This is a genomic window from Robiginitomaculum antarcticum DSM 21748, assembly GCF_000365025.1.
Lineage (GTDB): Bacteria > Pseudomonadota > Alphaproteobacteria > Caulobacterales > Maricaulaceae > Robiginitomaculum > Robiginitomaculum antarcticum.
Genome location: NZ_KB823011.1, coordinates 1,218,798 through 1,234,674 on the forward strand (window position 1 = coordinate 1,218,798; position 15,877 = coordinate 1,234,674).

Below are 15,877 nucleotides of genomic sequence, written 5' to 3' on the forward strand. Positions count from 1 at the left end.
TATTAAACCTTTTGGTAACTCTATCCCTACATCGAGTTTTCAGCCTTTATTCCTATAAATTGTAGATAGTTAAGCGCGTGCTGTGCCCCTTGGCGCACATCACGCACGCTCTTGTCGGCACAATATGGGCATCTTGATTGTAAGTTTTCCAGAACCACAGCCGCTGAGGCTCGGAAGAATTGAAGGTTATATGCGTATTAATACGATAGTCACTCTGGGCGCCTCGGCGGCTTTTGGCATTTTAGCCATTTTGCTGGCTAAAGGGTGGATTAACGATGCGGTGCATAGCGAATTTGCGTCCAACAAAAATGCGCCCGGTTCAATTGCCAAGCCTCAGTCCCGCACAGTTCCGGTATTTGTTGCCAATGCCGATTTAAACTTCGGGGATACGTTGACACCGGAAAGCCTACGCCTTGTCGACATGCCGGAAGACGCGGTTCCGCTTGGCACATTCAGTGAGCACGACTCAATTTTTGGTGATGGCAAAGAGCGTACGGTTGTTCTTACCCGCATTGGCATAAATGAACCGCTGATCAATTATAAAATTAGCGGTCCGGGCGGACGCGGCTCATTATCAGCCATTATTGACGAAGACATGCGCGCTGTGTCTATCCGCACAAATGATGTCGCGGGCGTCAGCGGCTTTATTCTGCCGGGCGACCATGTTGACATTATGTTGACCCGTGATTTGGCTATACAGGGTGAAGAGCGCCGAATGGGTACGGACGTGCTTTTACAAAATATACGCGTCCTCGGCACAGGTCAAAATTCAGATCAAACGGGGGACGGCGTTAACGTTGTGAAAACGGTCACCTTGGAAGTCTCTCCTGTCCAAGCGCAAAAACTAACACTTGCAATGGATCTCGGTAGCTTGAGCCTAACGCTGCGCCGGGTCGGAACTTTGGATATTGATCCCGTCTCAATCGTAGAAGAAAAAGCGCTTGCTCATAACGCCGCCGCGCCCGCCGCGCGCCGAATCCCGCGAAAAACTTACCCTGTAGACCGGCAAAATAAAATACCACCCACTCCTCAAAAGGCGACTGTGACGATCATCAGAGGTGAGGACCGTGACACGGTTAGCGTTTTAAAAGACGAGAGCCCCCAGCCCGGAAATGATAGTTTAGCCGGACGCTCCACCGCTTCAGATACGCAGGGTTAAAACATGAATATCAAGCACATATTGACGGCGTGCCTCGCCTTCGCCTCTCTGATTTACGGGCCGCACGCCACCGCAAAAGCGTGGATTGAAAACGCACCTGCCGGCAACCAAACCGAGGCGGCTGTGACCAAAGGCAGCCCTGTTGTGATGCGTACAGATAAGGCTTTTTCCGATATTATGGTCGCTGATTCTAAAATCGCTGACGTGGTCGTGCTTACCGATAAGTCTTTTCATCTTATAGGGAAAACGAGCGGCAAAACCAACATCATGCTCTATGATGATCAGAAAAGCCTAATTGGCATTGTCGATGTGGATGTCGGATATGACATCGCGGCATTAAAAAAAGGTCTTTACGAGACATTTCCAAATGAGCGGATCGAAGTCCGCTCAATGGCGAATAGTATTTACATTTCCGGTAAAGTGTCCTCGTCAAATATTGCGGACCGCGCCATTAAAATTGCGCAAAGCTTTGCCCCTGATGATGTAACGAACGGTCTCGTTATAAAAGACAGTCACCAAGTTATGCTTCAAGTCCGGTTTGTGGAGGCGTCGCGTGAAACGGCTAAAGATCTGGGTGTTGGATTGCTGATCCAAAATCAGGACGGTATATTATCCGGCCGCGGCGGGCTGCTTGGCGGCGGCGTTCCTATCGGCAAAGCTTTGGTGACCGGCCTGATCGGCACAACAAATTTGGACCTCACGATCGACGCGCTGGAAGAAAAGGGCATCGTCAGAACACTGGCGGAGCCCAATTTAGTTGCCATGTCGGGTGAGACAGCCAGCTTCCTTGCGGGCGGGGAATTCCCTATTCCAATCGAAAGCCAAAATGGCGGCATCACCATCCAGTTTCGTCAATTCGGCGTTGGCCTCGCCTTTACGCCGACGGTTCTTGATGACGGTATTATTAATTTAATTGTCGCGCCCGAGGTCAGCCAGCTGGACACCAGCCGCGCTGTGCGTATCGGCGGCGTGGAAATTCCCGCGCTCAATGTGCGCCGCGCGAAAACAACCATAGAGCTGCGCAATGGGCAGAGCTTTGCCATTGCCGGTCTTTTGCAGAACTCGCGCAGTGACAGTAAAATTCAAGTGCCGTGGATCGGTGACGTCCCCATTTTAGGCAGCCTGTTCCGCTCAACGCGATATAAGAAAAATGAAACTGAGCTGGTGATTATTATTACGCCAAAGCTGGTGCGTCCTGCCGCAGATATATCCGATCTCGCAACGCCGCTCGACCGGGTCAAAGCGCCAAGTGAAGCTGAGCAATTTATATTCGGACGAGTCGAAGCGCCTCAGGACGGCGGTCTTGCCGGCACATATGGTCACGTGATTCAGTAGGAGAATATCATGCGGTTTAAATTTATATCAGCCATTGCCATTGCGGTATCTTTACCAGCTTGCGCCACCACAGTTCCGGTCATGCAAACAGAACATAGCGCCGTGGCGCACAATATTGCGGCGCAATCCATTGAGCCGAGCGCGGCGCAAAAAGCCAATATAAATATTCCCGAAGATCCAACTTTGCGGGCGGCAGCCCGTGAACGCTATCGTCAGGGCAATGTGACTGAGCCCAAGACGCAAGACACACGCTAGGCTTAAATCCCGCATCGGGTTGGAGATTGAAATATAAATATACTGTGGTGGGCAGGGAAAAGGAGGATGACTGTGACAAGACATTTTTTAAATCGCTTTACACAGAATGTTTCTGGCGGTGTTATGATCTGGGCAGCTGTCGCTGCGCCGATTATGCTGTCTGGCGCGGCCTTGTCCGTCGATGTGTCACGTATTTATAATTTAGATGAGCAATTACAAAGTGCGTCCGATGCCTTGGCCAGAGCGGGCGCTGCTGAACTGGACGGACGTTCAGATTCAATTATACGCTCAACGCGCGCGGTAAATAGTCTTGTCAATAATAGCCAGAGTTATAGCGAGGCCGGATATGGTAAAGTGGAGGTCTCCAGTTTTCGCTTTTTAAAATCCCTTCCCGCCAATGATTACGACGCCCCGACAGCGGATATGGTCACGACCGATCCGCATGAGGCGAAATATATAGAAGTTAGTGTTAAGCCCGTCACCATTAGAACTCTCTTCCCGCCCAAATTATCCCAAGGCATCACGTCCGTGACGTTAAGCGCCACGTCAATTGCGGGGTTTACATTTGGCGTCTGCGGGGTCGCTCCCATCTTTGTGTGCAACCCTTACGAAGGGAGCGGCATATCCTTATTCGAAGCCTTGGAAGATCCGGCGCAGCAACGCCGCCAAATCCGGTTTATTGACGGCAGCGGCCCCGAGAGCAATTTGGCACCGGGCTCATTTGGGTTTCTTGACCCGTTTTCCTCAAACGGCACGAGCGGCGCTAATCTTATGAAAGATGCGATTGCAATGAGTACGCCGCCGACATGTTTTGGCGGTGGAGCCGATGGCGTCAATCTGCGTCCCGGGAATCTTTCCAGTGTCGGTGCTGCGCTCAATGTTCGTTTTGATATATATAAGGGCCGTTACAGCAGCGCGCAATATAGATCGGATCCGCAATACGCACCGGCTAAAAATGTGGTGAAAGGCTATGCTTCTGATAAAAATAAAACTTGTCAGATTAGCGAAAACGAAATGGCATTCGGGCTGCCTAAAGATGCGTGTTTCGCGACGAATAGTTGCACGGGCCTTGGCGGCAGCATGGGAGACGGTAATTGGAATTTTCTTGAATATGTCAGGATTAATCATAACGCTGCCCCGACTCTGGATATTTTCGGAACAGTCTATCATTTCAATTATAGCTCCGAAACGGTCACACCATCTGTGCCGCCAAGCCGGTATGCCATGTATCGCTGGGAAATCGAATCTGACCGCATTCCGGGCGAAATGTCTTATGGTATAGGCAATACCAACACGCCCGAAGAAGGCGCGCCGCAATGTCATGACTCAGGCGGCAGTTCCGGCGGAGCGGACCGCCGCATCATTCACGCCGCTGTGCTGAATTGCGGCGAACTGGCCCAAAGTTACGATAGTAAAACACAAAACCTCCCAGCGCAGGCTTTTGCAAAAGTCTTCATCACCGAGCCTATGGGGAATGGCGAAGATAATACAATTTACGGCGAGATGGTTGGAGTTGTTTTAGGCTCCGACTTTGTATCGCGTGATAATATTGCCGTCACCCGATAGATGCGGGCGCTCAATAATACCGCCTCCCGCTTTTTGCGGGATAAATTAGGGGCGATCACAGCCGAAGCCGCCTTGATCTTCCCTGTGCTCATCTTACTTGGATTGGGCGCAGTGGATTATTCCAACTTGCTTTATCAAAAGCATATGATGGAAACATCATTGACATCAGCGGGAATTTATTTGTCCAAAACACGCGACCCTCAGAGCCGTGAGGGCCAAGCTAAGGCGCTGGCGATAACCGGTCACATTATGGGCGGTGAGGCTAAGCTTCGTAATTGGACAGCTGATGACATCACGATTTCTTACGCCATAGTGGACAATACGAAGGGGGATTATCGTAGCGGCGAAACTGTCACGACTGTACAGCTTTCCACAGAGCTTGCTTATACCGGAATGGGTTTAATCAACGCGGTTGCGCCGGGCGACATCATAATGCGGGCGAATTATGAAGAGCGCATTGTCGGAGAAGGCGTATGATCGGTCTCTCCAAATTTTGTAAGGATAAACGCGGCGTCTCCAGCGTTGAGTTCGCTTTGCTCTCAACCGTCATGATATCTATAACGGCAATTGCGATTGATCTGGCCAGCGGCTTTTTCCAATATAATACCGCGCTTCAAGCCGCGCGCATTGGCGCGCGTCTCGCCGCAACCTCTGACCCTGTCTCCGATGATTTGAAAGATATGACCGGCATGGAGGACGGCGCGCAATCCGGGGACCCTCTTCCGGATTATACCCGCATTTGCAAAGCCTCAGAACGCACGTGTTCCGGTGGTCAGTATCACGCAAAAGCGATGAGCGATCTGATCTACGGAACGGATAACGACCAAACCTGCGGCTCTACAACGAAACGTCGGCGGGGCATGTGTGATGTCTTCAAGCCTCTTACCGAAGACAATGTTCATATTGAGTACCGCAGCTCCGGTCTGGGCACAGCAGGTTATCCCGCCACGCCTGCGCCTATGATTACAGTTAAGCTTACAAATGTAAGATTTAATTTCGTCCTCATTGGCGCGCTCACACCAAAAAGAATGGAAATTATGCCCGACATTGAGGTCACCGTTATGGCCGAAGATTTGAAGTCAGGTGCATAGGTCTAAATCATGAACCATTTTGACGCCGATATGATTATACCGACTCCTGTGCAAACACACGATGCGCAATGCTGGGCGTTTATGGGCGCCATGGGCGGGGCGGGCGTGACCAGTATAGCGATCCAGACCGCTTATAGCGCTATGAAAGCCCTTAGCGCCCGCGCCGGGGCGCCGGGGCGTGTGTGTTTGATTGATTTGGATTTTGAGGGAGGAGCGGTTGCACCCTATCTCGATCTTATTGCAGGCATAAAGTCAGAGCATTTAATGGGCGATGCCAGCCGTATCGATACGGATATGGCTTCGGCTTTTGTGTGTAAACATGAGACCGGCTTGCATGTGCTGGCTGCGCCGAATTTGTTAGGCGGAAATGACCGCGTCAGTCCGGATTGTGTCTTGGCGCTTATGGATGCGGCGAGCACATTATATGATATTATTGTGCTGGATATACCGCGCATCTGGCGGCCATGGACGCATGCCGCCATTGCTGCTGCGGATAAGTTTTATCTGGTGACAGAGCTCAATATTCCGGCCTTACATATAACCCGAAAACGGGCGCGAGATATTGAAATGCAGGCCAGTCTTCAAGATGGCGTCAAGATTATAATCAATAAATATGAGCGCAGGATTTTGCGGTCTTCCTTAACAGTTAAAGACGCGGCGCATGCACTTGAGCGCGAGATTGATCACTTAATTTGCGTTCACGAAGATGCGACGCGCGATGCCATGAATTGTGGCAAACCCGCAGGCAATCTGGATGCGGGCGGGCGTTTCGTCAAAGATGTAAATGCGCTGACGCAAAACTTTTTGAGCCTGCATGAACAGGGCATAGCTGAATATAAACGCAAGCTTTTAAAACATAGTGCGGCATAGGAGTAAGATATGGGACGGTTTAGTCAAATTATTCATGGGACGCCACAGGCCAAAGAGATAAAGGTTACAGATAAAACCGGATCCGCGCAGCGTATTGAGCCTGAATTGGTTTCTAACGCCCGGCCCATAATGCAGAGTCCCAAAGCTATTGACACAAAATCGGCCGTCGATTCTGAACGCGTCGATGCTAAAATGCGAATTCACAGTCGATTGATAGATGAAATTGATTTGTCCATGCTTGACCGTCTGGACGATGATGAATTGCGCGATCAGGTTTATGGTGTCGTGAAAGACCTCGCATCCGACGAAAAAATGATTCTCAACGCGAAAGAAAAAAAACAATTCGCCAGTGAAGTCTACGACGAAATGGTGGGCCTTGGTCCTCTCGAGCCTCTACTGCAAGATGATTCAATTGCCGATATTTTGATTAATGGCCATAAGCAGGTATATATTGAACGCGGCGGCGAGCTTGAAATAACGCCAGTGCGGTTCCGCGATGATGCACATTTGCTGCGCATTATTAACCGCATTGTCAGCCAGGTGGGGCGCCGAGTCGATGAGAGCATGCCGATGTGTGACGCACGTCTTTTGGACGGATCGCGCGTTAACGTCGCCATCGCGCCCATTGCGGTCGACGGTCCTCTTGTCTCTATTCGGAAATTTTCAAAAAAACCTTTTACCTTTGACAAGCTGGTTGAATTTGGCGCCATGCCCAAAGAGGTCGCCGAATTTCTTAAGGCGGCCTGCGCCTCGCGGGTCACAATCCTTATATCGGGCGGCACCGGGTCGGGAAAAACAACGCTGCTCAACGCCCTGTCTCAAAGTATAAGCCATAAAGAACGTCTCATCACGATTGAGGATGCGGCAGAGCTGCAATTGCAACAGCCCCATGTTGCGCGCATGGAGACCCGCCCGCCAAATATTGAGGGCAAAGGCGAAATCCGCCAGCGTGAACTGGTTAAAAATGCGCTGCGTATGCGCCCTGATCGCGTTATTTTAGGCGAAGTCCGTGGCGAGGAGGCATTTGACATGCTTCAAGCGATGAATACAGGCCATGAAGGCTCTCTCGCAACATTGCACGCCAATACGCCGCGCGATGCGATTACCCGTCTTGAGCAGATGGTGGCGATGGGCGATATGAAAATCACACCGGAAGCCGTTGCCGGACAAATCGCATCAGCTATCGGTATGATTATCCAGGCCACACGGTTGTCCGATGGTCAGCGCAAAATTACGTCTGTTGCCGAAATTACGGGCATGGAGGGCGCGATTATTCAGATGCAGGAGATATTTAAATATAAAAAGCTCGGAACGGACTCAGAAGGCAAGGTTATTGGCGAGCATCGCGCCACCGGCATTCGCCCTAAATGCTTGGATCACATTATAACGCGGGGCCTGAATGTTAATACGGACATTTTTGAGCCTAAAACACTTGGGCCTAAAGGGGTTATGCCTCAATCGGCGTCAAATTTAACGCATCCCGGTTTGGCTTAATGACTCCAAGCATCTCATATATCATTTATATTCTTATTTTCGCGTCGGCTTTCTTAGTCATGCAGGCAGTAATTGGAGGCGGGCGACAAGCCGTCGTTAAAGTGCGCCTGGCTAATGCGCGGCTCAAAAAGTTAGAGGCCGATGAGACGCGTATTCTTGTCGTGGAAAAGATGCGTAAAAGTCGGAGCCTGAACGCTGACGGAGATTTAGATGCCGTCAACAGATGGCTCAATACATTAGTTCTCCAATCCGGAGCCCCTCTGGGTAAAGGCGGCATTTATGTTATAATGGGCGGCTTGTCGGTAGCCTTGCCGGCCATATTTTTTACTCTGACCCAAAACTATTATTACGCTTTGGCCGGATTGGCTTTGGGGGCCCTTGGCCCCATATTCGGCCTGAAGGTCCTGGTGAAGCGCCGCCGCGCAAAGATCGGGTCGCAACTTCCCGAAGCTTTGGACGTCATCGTACGTTCGCTTAGCGCAGGGCATCCCGTACCCGTCGCTATGAATATGGTTGGGCGCGAAATGCCCGATCCTATTGGTTCTGAATTTGGCATGACAAATGACGAAATATCCTTTGGCGCAAGTCTTGGCGAAGGCATTCAGCGTATGGCGGAGCGTGTCGGTCATGCGGATTTTGATCTCTTTGCGGCCACTGTTCGCTTGCAAGAGCGCACGGGCAGTAATTTGGCGGATTTATTGCGGGCCAACTCCAAAACAATCCGTGACCGCCAGCGTATGCGCCTAAAGATCAAGGCCGCCTCTGCGGAAGGGCGCATGTCTGCGATGATCCTGAATCTCGCGCCTCTGTTGCTCTACATATCTATCCGCCTTGTCGCGCCTAATTTTTATGGCGAAGTCGCAGACAACCCTATGCTTAATTACGGCCTCGGCGCGGCCGTTATTTGGATGATCATTGGGAATCTTGTCATGCGAAAAATGATTGCTTTTCGGATTTAGGAGCGCGCTATGGATTTCCTCACATTGACTGTGCCACCGATGGCGATCATTACGATTTCAATCGTATTTTTAGCGGCGTCAATCACTTTGGTTTTTATGTCGATTAAAACGACATTGGAATATCAAAAAAATATTAATCGCCGTTTGAAGCCCCATACTACGGCCGGGGTCAAAACGTCTCAAGAGCCTTCATCAAGTATTTTCAAAAGATATAATCTAGCTAAATTCGCCACTAAGATCACTCTGCCTCATGAGGCAGAGATCACGCGTACACGTTATTTATTGTCACAAGCCGGATATTTTTCACCTAGCGCTGTCAAAACATTTTATGGCTTGCGGACGCTGGCTGTCATTGTGCCGCAATTTATCTTGATATCCTCATGGGGGTATCTTGCCAAGAACTATGAATTTTCGACACTTATTTTTACGTCTGCGACTTTTGCTATTTTAGGGCTTTTCGGCCCGGGCTTCATCGTTAAACGCAAAAAAAAGCGCAGGACATTACTATGCCGTGAGGGTTTTCCGGACATGATGGATCTGCTTGTCGCTTGCATTGAGGCCGGCTTGGGACTGGACGCAGCGATGAACCGCGTGGCGGAAGAGCTGGGACAAAGATATCCACCGCTCAAGGTTGGCCTGGACCTTATGAATTTGGAGCTTCGCGCGGGCCGGCCCCGCCACGAGGCCATGCTCAATTTCGCCAACCGGGTTGACCTCGAAGAAGCGCGGGCCCTGACCACCATGCTGAAACAATCCGAAGATATGGGCAGTTCTTTAGGCACGGCGTTACGCTCATTTTCAGAAGAAATGCGGTCCAAGCGTATGCTCTTGGCAGAAGAAAAAGCGCTCGCCTTATCCGCTAAGCTGACCGTACCTTTAATTCTATTTATTTTTCCAACAATCATCATTTTGCTACTCATGCCGGCCGGCATTCGCTTAGCCGGCGCGTTTTAAAATGCGCTATAGCTTTATAATTTTTGCAACTCTTCTTGCAGGCTGCGCCAGTTCTTCCACTCTATCCAAAATAGATGCATCGGCGCCTGATACAAAAATCGATGTGCGGCGGGTCGAAACGCCTCACCTTAGTGCCGAAGAGCGTAAGAATTTATTTATGCAAGCTCACCTATTTGTTGAAAATAACGCATGTGACAAGGCTTATGAAACCTTGCAGACGCTACACTGGGATGATCCCTCAGACTTAACCGTTCACCTGAAAATGGGGGATTGCGCGCTTGCCCTGTCCAATTTTCAGAGCGCGTTTGAACACTATGCCCAAGCGCCGGACAGCGCGCCGCGCTTAGCCGGTCAAACCTTGGTCGAAATTGCTCTGGGAAAAACGAAGACTGTCGAGCGAGACATTAATAAGGCGATTATTGTTAATCTGGCCGACCACCGTCTTTGGAATGCACGGGGCCGGTATCAAGACAGTCAAGGCCGGTGGATCGAGGCTGTGGAGAGCTATGTGCAAGCCTTAAGAACCGGCGCAGACCGCGCGCCGACAATTAATAATATGGGCGTATCGCTTATGATGCAGGGCCGCTACGCCGAGGCGCGGGAAAAATTTAATCAAGCCCTAAGCTTAAAGCCCGGCGTCATGATTTTTGATAATAATCGCCGCCTGAGCTTTGCGCTCGAACAAAATTATGACCGCGCCTTTGCGGGCTTAACACCGGAATTATCTGCGATACTTTTAAATGATGCCGGCTATATTGCGCTTCAAAACGGCCACACAACATTAGCGCGCCGTATGTTTGAAGAGGCATTAGTTCTCAGTCCTGTTCATATGCCCCAGGCGCAAGCAAATTTGGACGCTTCAAAGTCGCCGCCCTAGGAATAGATGCGTAGCAAGGTTAAGAGAGTCAAATACGACGCTAATTCACGCCACTACCTGCTTCTAAATAGCAATGTACACCAATTAAGCTTCACCACGAAAGCACATAAAGATCTGAAATATAGGATTAAGTCTGGAGCGGGCGATGAGATTCGAACTCACGACCCCAACCTTGGCAAGGTTGTGCTCTACCACTGAGCTACGCCCGCTCTTAGACGTTATATATGCAGCATGGGTAATCCGTAGCCAAACGGGAGCTGCAAGAGCGCGGTATATGTCAAATCGTAGCTGTAGAATCAAGCCGCTTTTACGGCAAAGCCAAAGTTTCTGCAGCCCGATTTGGCCGTTCACCGCGGCCGCGAATTGCGCTATGCCCCCTTTAAGCGCGGAGTAGGATTATGATCACAACGCAACAGGGCTGTCTGGCGCAGCTCACCGATATGGGCATATCGCATCAAACCCATGACCATCCGGCGGTGTTCACCGTCGAGCAGGGCGCGGACATCAAATCACGCCTGCCCGGCGGACATACCAAAAATCTGTTTTTAAAATCCAAAGACGGGCAATATGTTCTGGTTTGCGCTCTGGGCGGGACGGCGATTGAGGTCAATCAGCTCCATAAGCAGATCGGGACAAAGCGCCTCTCCTTTGGCAAGCCCGAGGATATGACCCGCCTGCTGGGCGTGACCCCCGGCTCAGTGACGTTATTCGGCCTGATGAATGATGCAGGCGGAAAAGTGCGGCTTGTGATCGATGCCGCGCTGGCAGCCTGCGAAATTGTGAATTTTCATCCGCTGCAGAACACAGCCACGACCGCCATCAGCAGCGCGGATATGATGCATTTTGCGCGCTCCACCGGACATGACCCGCTTGTAATTGATTTTTCTGCGACCCCATCACCTTAATAGCCCTTGCAAGCGCGCCGGGCGCGCCCACATAAGCCAGATAGATAAAGAGGTTTATTATGAATGATGCAGCCCCCGTTTCCACCGATATGATCAAAGACACTGATACAGCCAGCTTTGCTGCGGATGTGATTGAGGCGTCTAAAGATGTTCCGGTGATTGTCGATTTTTGGGCGCCGTGGTGCGGGCCGTGTAAACAGCTTATGCCCGTATTGGAGCGCGTTGTGCGCGCCCAAGAGGGCAAAGTTAAAATGGTCAAAGTCAATATTGACGATAACCAAGAGCTTGCCGGACAAATGCGCGTGCAGTCCATTCCGGCCGTATTTGCCTTTAAAGACGGACAGCCTGTTGACGGATTTATGGGCGGACAGCCTGAGTCTGAGCTGAAGAAATTTGTCGCGCGCCTGACCGGCGAAGCGGATACCGGGCAGGAAGCCGAGGCGCTGTTTTCGCGTGCCATGGGCACATTGCAATCCGGCGATATTGGCGGCGCGGCGCAGGATCTGGCGCAGGCCATTCATGTCCATCCCGAGCATACCGGCGCGCGCGCGGCGCTGGCGCGTGTTTATTTAGAGAGTGGCGGAATGGATGAGGCCCGGGCTTTGCTAACCGATGCGCCCGAAGAAGTGGCTGACCATCCCGACCTGGCGTCAGTGCGCGCCGCGCTCGATCTGCGCAGCGGCCGCGAAGGCGACGAAGACGGCGACGCTATTGATGAGGGGGAGGCGCAAGCTGATCCTGCTGTAACAGCGGCTTTGGCCAAGGTCGAGGCGAACCCCGATGATCTGGACGCACGTCTTGAGGCCGCCAAAGCGCTGGCCGCGACAGGCGATAACGGGGCGGCGATGGATCATTGTCTTTACGCCGTGGCGAAGAACCGCGCCCATGATGATGAGGCGGCGCGAAAATTCCTGCTGACATTATTTCAGGCTGAAGGCAGCGAGAGCGAGCTGGCCCGTGACGGACGTGCGCGCTTATCCTCAATCCTATTTGCCTAGGCTGAGAGGATTGCCCCTGGCGGGCAATCTTTAATTAAAACCCGGCTTAATCCACACACAGGCCGGGCTGGACCTCGCCGCCAATGATCTCGCTATTACAGCCAAACGGATTGGTGTCCGCCTCGCATTGGCCTGTGGCGTCATAGCCGGCCGCGTCGAAATCATTGGCCAGACAGCGGCCCTCACATTGACCGCTATCCGTGCAGACCTGGCCCGCATCACTATAGGATAAATTACAATAATCCATACCGGCTAAACCTGCGGGGCCATAGCTGCCGCCTTGGGCCTGACAGGCGGCCTTTTCACTCATCGCGCCATTCCCCGTAGCCCCATTCCCGGGCGCTGCGCAGGCTCCAAGCCAGAGCGCGGAAAGTATAAGCGCGGACGCGGTTTTAAATTTAGCCATAATAATCTTCACATGTTGAATAGTCGCCATTGGCGACGGATTTACTGCCCCAATTTGCCGGATTGAGCGGGGCGTCACCCGCAAATGTGACATTATCATAGCTATAAAGGCAAGACCCGCTGCGAAATTCGTAAAAACAATGAGCAAAGGCGCGGCCCTGCTCATCATATTCAAAACACATTTGATCATTTTCGATATACCAGATGCCGCCGGAGCGAGAATCGCCCTCGCGATAATCTGTTGTGCCGTTCGCTCCCATGGTTTCGGTAAATTGTTTCGTCACGCTGCGCGACGTCGGGTTTTTATAGACGCCGTAAATCGTTTTACCTGAATAGGCGGCGCGCAACTCATCGCCGCGCAGCCGCTCTAACGTCGCCGGGTCAGGAACATGGGACATGTCCTGCGCAAAAGCGGGAATGACGGAGACTAAGGGCAGAAGCAAAGCAATGCTTAATAAACCCCGCATGACCTATCCAATCAAATCATCACAGGTCGACACGTCGCCTTTGCGGATGGATTTAACGCTCCACGCATTGGCATTAACAGGGCCGAGCGCCGTGGTATCGCGCGGGTTATATCCATAAATACAGGTGCCGGAGCGGTACATGCGAAAGCAGTGGCGCCCCGGAAAATTTTCATATTCAAAGCACATGACATCGTCGACCAGAATATCCCAATAGCCTTTCAGGCGCATCGGGCCTTCGCGGTAATCTGTGCGCCCGTCCACACCCATCTTTTCGGTAAAACTGTCTGTGCCGGTTTCCTCGCGCGCGTCTTTATAAGTGCCGTAATGGGTCTTTCCGGCAAAGGCTTCGCGCAATTGCTTGCCTGATAACAGCGTCATATCTTCTGCGCCATTGAGCGTATATTGCGCTGAAGCGGGCATCGCGAAAAGACACGCCGTAAGGATCAAGAGCCGCGCGCGCATTAGCCGATCACCGGATCACAACTGGCGGTCTCGCCGGTTTTGACGGAGCGCGCTATCCAATACAGGCCGTCTTGCGCGCCCATAATCCCGGCAGCATTGCTGCCGTAATAATAATAGCAATTGCCAACCTGGTAGACATAGAAACAACCGCCGGCCATATGGTCTTGTTCGTAAGAATAGCAGATGCGCTCGCCAAAGCGCCGCCATTGTCCGGTCGCGACCATATCGCCTTCGTTATAGGTGACGGTTCCGTCGGAAAATGTGGTTTCGGTATAGTCTTTCGTTCCGGTGTTTTCGCGCAATATGGCGTAGCTGCCCTTATGGGTAACGCCTGAAAAAGCGGCGCTTAAGCTCTCGCCCGTCACCTGCTCTCCGGTCGGGCGGATATCAATATCCTGTGTCGGCTCGCCGGCATGGGCCGGAGCGGCAAAACCGGACGCGGCTACAAAGATAGCTGCGACGCGCAAAAACTGTGAAAGCGTACTCGTCAATCTCATATCGATAGCGTAACATAGCTTAATGACAGGCCAAAGTAACAAATCCGAAAGCCCCCCCGCGCCGCGAGTAAACCCTGATGCGCCGCGCGTACGCCGCAAAGACCGCGTTTTTCGCCGCAGCCGCGCCGCCCGCGCCCGCCGCGCGCAGCAAGATAAGAAAGACTTCCGTCTCGTCGTGATTATGCTGCAGCTCTCCGTTCTCGGCGCATTGGTTCTGGCCGCGCTGGGAATTGCCGGCGTTCGGGTTTTATCCGGCGACGGCGCGTCAGATCAGAACTGGCTTTATGCGGTGTCGGCGCCAGTCTTTATGGGATTGTCTTTGGCAGAGATTGGCGCGGGACTTTTCTTTTTCATTGTTATCGGCGCGCTGCTGTGGCGGGTGCGCCGCCCGCGGTAAAATATTCCACCGCCGCGAATTATCGCCGTCACTGCAGGCAAAACATTGCGCAAGGTACGAAAATCGCCTAAAGCGCGCCCCGCAAGCCCGCCCGCTTAACCCCATCCAAGGACATATTATGAGCCTGAATTACGCAATCGTCGGCGCGACTGGAAATGTCGGCACCGAAATGCTGCAAATCCTGTCTGAATCCGCTCTGGATATTGGCCAGGTTTATGCCGTGGCCTCACGTAAAAGCATTGGCCGCGAAGTCAGTTTTGGTGACAAATCGCTGAAATGCTACGATCTGGAAACCTTTGACTTTAACAAAGTCGATCTCGTTTTGATGAGCGCAGGCGGTGATGTATCCAAAAAATGGTCACCCGAAATTGCCTCCACCGGCGCGGTTGTGATCGACAATAGCTCGGCCTTTCGCATGGATCCCGATGTTCCCTTGGTCGTGCCCGAGGTGAATGCTGACGCGGCGATGAATTATAAAAAGAAGAACATCATCGCCAATCCAAACTGCTCGACGATCCAGATGGTTGTGGTGTTAAAGCCGCTTCATGACCATGCCAAAATAAAGCGCGTTGTCGTGTCCACCTATCAATCCGTCTCCGGCGGCGGCAAGAAAAACATGGACGAGCTGTGGCTGCAAACCAAAGGCATTTATTCCAATGACGCGCTAGCGCCGCATAATTTTCCCAAGCAAATCGCCTTTAACGTCATTCCGCATATCGACGTATTTATGGCTGACGGCCAGACCAAAGAAGAATGGAAAATGAATGTCGAGACCAAGAAAATTCTCGACCCCAAGATTAAAGTGACCGCAACCTGCGTGCGCGTTCCGACTTTTGTCGGCCATGCTGAAGCCGTCAATATTGAATTTGAAAACGACATCACCGCGGACGAAGCGCGCGACATATTGCGCGAATCTCCAGGCTTGATGGTGGTCGATAAACGCGAAGACGGCGGCTATATCACGCCGATTGACTGCGTCGGTGAATTTGCCACCTTCGTCTCGCGCATCCGTGATGACAGCACGCAAGACAACACCATCAATCTCTGGATTGTGTCGGATAATCTGCGCAAAGGCGCGGCGCTGAACACCGTCCAAATCGCCGAAGCCATGGTCAATCGCGGCTTTAAAGGACGGCTGGGTAGGGTTTAAATTTAATTGATCGTTAGTTCTTTGATCTCTTTGAGT

19 protein-coding genes and 1 tRNA gene are annotated in these 15,877 nt (G+C 51.9%); 15 read left to right on the plus strand and 5 right to left on the minus strand.

Annotated elements, in window-relative coordinates; genetic code table 11:
• Positions 1-190 precede the first annotated feature (190 nt).
• The 11 genes from cpaB (at position 191) to H142_RS0105830 (ending at position 10,560) form a co-directional block, all read left to right on the plus strand.
• Complete coding sequence (gene cpaB / locus H142_RS14565; protein ID WP_169331813.1) at positions 191-1,159, plus strand: Flp pilus assembly protein CpaB; 969 nt, start codon at positions 191-193, stop codon at positions 1,157-1,159.
• Between the two features lie 3 nt (positions 1,160-1,162).
• Entirely contained in the window at positions 1,163-2,494 is a 1,332-nt protein-coding gene (locus H142_RS0105785) for a type II and III secretion system protein family protein (RefSeq protein WP_017931163.1), read from the plus strand.
• 9 nt (positions 2,495-2,503) lie between these two features.
• Positions 2,504-2,749: a hypothetical protein gene (locus H142_RS0105790; protein WP_017931164.1), complete on the plus strand. Its 246-nt coding sequence runs from the start codon at positions 2,504-2,506 to the stop codon at positions 2,747-2,749.
• Between the two features lie 123 nt (positions 2,750-2,872).
• Positions 2,873-4,315: a Tad domain-containing protein gene (locus tag H142_RS0105795; protein ID WP_169331814.1), complete on the plus strand. Its 1,443-nt coding sequence runs from the start codon at positions 2,873-2,875 to the stop codon at positions 4,313-4,315.
• A complete protein-coding gene (locus H142_RS0105800; RefSeq protein ID WP_017931166.1) occupies positions 4,316-4,792 on the plus strand; it encodes a TadE/TadG family type IV pilus assembly protein in 477 nt (158 codons plus the stop codon).
• Positions 4,789-5,406, plus strand: coding sequence for a TadE/TadG family type IV pilus assembly protein (locus tag H142_RS0105805; RefSeq protein ID WP_017931167.1), 618 nt, complete (start codon positions 4,789-4,791; stop codon positions 5,404-5,406). The genes H142_RS0105800 and H142_RS0105805 overlap by 4 nt, the downstream gene beginning before the upstream one ends.
• Before the next feature lie 9 nt (positions 5,407-5,415).
• A complete protein-coding gene (locus tag H142_RS0105810) occupies positions 5,416-6,276 on the plus strand; it encodes an AAA family ATPase (protein WP_017931168.1) in 861 nt (286 codons plus the stop codon).
• Between the two features lie 9 nt (positions 6,277-6,285).
• On the plus strand, positions 6,286-7,770 hold the full coding sequence (locus H142_RS0105815; protein ID WP_017931169.1) for a CpaF family protein: 1,485 nt from the start codon (positions 6,286-6,288) through the stop codon (positions 7,768-7,770).
• A 59-nt stretch (positions 7,771-7,829) separates the two neighbouring features.
• Complete coding sequence (locus tag H142_RS0105820; protein WP_233341586.1) at positions 7,830-8,729, plus strand: type II secretion system F family protein; 900 nt, start codon at positions 7,830-7,832, stop codon at positions 8,727-8,729.
• 9 nt (positions 8,730-8,738) lie between these two features.
• Positions 8,739-9,683 carry a type II secretion system F family protein gene (locus H142_RS14570; RefSeq protein ID WP_083898944.1) on the plus strand — a complete coding sequence of 315 codons (945 nt, stop codon included), beginning with the start codon at positions 8,739-8,741 and terminating at the stop codon, positions 9,681-9,683.
• Between the two features lies 1 nt (position 9,684).
• The gene (locus H142_RS0105830; RefSeq protein ID WP_017931172.1) at positions 9,685-10,560 is read left to right on the plus strand and encodes a tetratricopeptide repeat protein; all 876 of its coding nucleotides are present in this window, start codon (positions 9,685-9,687) and stop codon (positions 10,558-10,560) included.
• A 134-nt stretch (positions 10,561-10,694) separates the two neighbouring features.
• On the opposite strand, the gene H142_RS0105835 is transcribed toward H142_RS0105830, so the two are convergent.
• Positions 10,695-10,769 (minus strand) — tRNA-Gly (locus H142_RS0105835).
• 189 nt (positions 10,770-10,958) lie between these two features.
• Here H142_RS0105835 and H142_RS0105840 point away from each other — a divergent pair.
• Together H142_RS0105840 and trxA are read left to right on the plus strand one after the other, a co-directional pair.
• Complete coding sequence (locus tag H142_RS0105840; protein WP_017931173.1) at positions 10,959-11,465, plus strand: prolyl-tRNA synthetase associated domain-containing protein; 507 nt, start codon at positions 10,959-10,961, stop codon at positions 11,463-11,465.
• Positions 11,466-11,524: 59 nt separating this feature from the next.
• Positions 11,525-12,463, plus strand: a complete 939-nt coding sequence (gene trxA, locus H142_RS0105845; RefSeq protein WP_017931174.1) for a thioredoxin — start codon at positions 11,525-11,527, stop codon at positions 12,461-12,463.
• A 46-nt stretch (positions 12,464-12,509) separates the two neighbouring features.
• On the opposite strand, the gene H142_RS14575 is transcribed toward trxA, so the two are convergent.
• Genes H142_RS14575 through H142_RS0105865 form a run of 4 tightly spaced genes read right to left on the minus strand, consistent with a single transcriptional unit; the run spans position 12,510 to position 14,294 of the window.
• Positions 12,510-12,869 carry a hypothetical protein gene (locus tag H142_RS14575; protein ID WP_017931175.1) on the minus strand — a complete coding sequence of 120 codons (360 nt, stop codon included), beginning with the start codon at positions 12,867-12,869 and terminating at the stop codon, positions 12,510-12,512.
• Positions 12,862-13,335, minus strand: a complete 474-nt coding sequence (locus tag H142_RS0105855) for a hypothetical protein (protein WP_017931176.1) — start codon at positions 13,333-13,335, stop codon at positions 12,862-12,864. The genes H142_RS14575 and H142_RS0105855 overlap by 8 nt, the downstream gene beginning before the upstream one ends.
• Before the next feature lie 3 nt (positions 13,336-13,338).
• Positions 13,339-13,797 carry a hypothetical protein gene (locus tag H142_RS0105860; protein WP_017931177.1) on the minus strand — a complete coding sequence of 153 codons (459 nt, stop codon included), beginning with the start codon at positions 13,795-13,797 and terminating at the stop codon, positions 13,339-13,341.
• A complete protein-coding gene (locus H142_RS0105865; RefSeq protein WP_017931178.1) occupies positions 13,797-14,294 on the minus strand; it encodes a hypothetical protein in 498 nt (165 codons plus the stop codon). Before H142_RS0105865 ends, H142_RS0105860 begins: the two co-directional genes overlap by 1 nt.
• A 22-nt stretch (positions 14,295-14,316) precedes the next feature.
• Here H142_RS0105865 and H142_RS0105870 point away from each other — a divergent pair, with 22 nt between their 5' ends.
• Positions 14,317-14,691, plus strand: a complete 375-nt coding sequence (locus H142_RS0105870) for a hypothetical protein (protein ID WP_017931179.1) — start codon at positions 14,317-14,319, stop codon at positions 14,689-14,691.
• A gap of 118 nt (positions 14,692-14,809) precedes the next feature.
• Entirely contained in the window at positions 14,810-15,841 is a 1,032-nt protein-coding gene (locus tag H142_RS0105875) for an aspartate-semialdehyde dehydrogenase (RefSeq protein WP_017931180.1), read from the plus strand.
• Positions 15,842-15,877: the final 36 nt, after the last annotated feature.

Coding starts and splice junctions, on each gene's coding strand:
- H142_RS14575 (WP_017931175.1), bottom strand. CDS start 12,869: ATGGCTAAATTTAAAACCGCGTCCGCGCTTATACTTTCCGCGCTCTGG.
- H142_RS0105865 (WP_017931178.1), bottom strand. CDS start 14,294: ATGAGATTGACGAGTACGCTTTCACAGTTTTTGCGCGTCGCAGCTATC.
- H142_RS0105855 (WP_017931176.1), bottom strand. CDS start 13,335: ATGCGGGGTTTATTAAGCATTGCTTTGCTTCTGCCCTTAGTCTCCGTC.
- H142_RS0105805 (WP_017931167.1), top strand. CDS start 4,789: ATGATCGGTCTCTCCAAATTTTGTAAGGATAAACGCGGCGTCTCCAGC.
- H142_RS0105860 (WP_017931177.1), bottom strand. CDS start 13,797: ATGCGCGCGCGGCTCTTGATCCTTACGGCGTGTCTTTTCGCGATGCCC.
- H142_RS0105785 (WP_017931163.1), top strand. CDS start 1,163: ATGAATATCAAGCACATATTGACGGCGTGCCTCGCCTTCGCCTCTCTG.
- H142_RS0105875 (WP_017931180.1), top strand. CDS start 14,810: ATGAGCCTGAATTACGCAATCGTCGGCGCGACTGGAAATGTCGGCACC.
- cpaB (WP_169331813.1), top strand. CDS start 191: ATGCGTATTAATACGATAGTCACTCTGGGCGCCTCGGCGGCTTTTGGC.
- H142_RS0105795 (WP_169331814.1), top strand. CDS start 2,873: ATGATCTGGGCAGCTGTCGCTGCGCCGATTATGCTGTCTGGCGCGGCC.
- H142_RS0105830 (WP_017931172.1), top strand. CDS start 9,685: ATGCGCTATAGCTTTATAATTTTTGCAACTCTTCTTGCAGGCTGCGCC.
- H142_RS14570 (WP_083898944.1), top strand. CDS start 8,739: ATGGATTTCCTCACATTGACTGTGCCACCGATGGCGATCATTACGATT.
- H142_RS0105870 (WP_017931179.1), top strand. CDS start 14,317: ATGACAGGCCAAAGTAACAAATCCGAAAGCCCCCCCGCGCCGCGAGTA.
- H142_RS0105790 (WP_017931164.1), top strand. CDS start 2,504: ATGCGGTTTAAATTTATATCAGCCATTGCCATTGCGGTATCTTTACCA.
- H142_RS0105840 (WP_017931173.1), top strand. CDS start 10,959: ATGATCACAACGCAACAGGGCTGTCTGGCGCAGCTCACCGATATGGGC.
- H142_RS0105820 (WP_233341586.1), top strand. CDS start 7,830: ATGCAGGCAGTAATTGGAGGCGGGCGACAAGCCGTCGTTAAAGTGCGC.
- H142_RS0105815 (WP_017931169.1), top strand. CDS start 6,286: ATGGGACGGTTTAGTCAAATTATTCATGGGACGCCACAGGCCAAAGAG.
- H142_RS0105810 (WP_017931168.1), top strand. CDS start 5,416: ATGAACCATTTTGACGCCGATATGATTATACCGACTCCTGTGCAAACA.
- H142_RS0105800 (WP_017931166.1), top strand. CDS start 4,316: ATGCGGGCGCTCAATAATACCGCCTCCCGCTTTTTGCGGGATAAATTA.
- trxA (WP_017931174.1), top strand. CDS start 11,525: ATGAATGATGCAGCCCCCGTTTCCACCGATATGATCAAAGACACTGAT.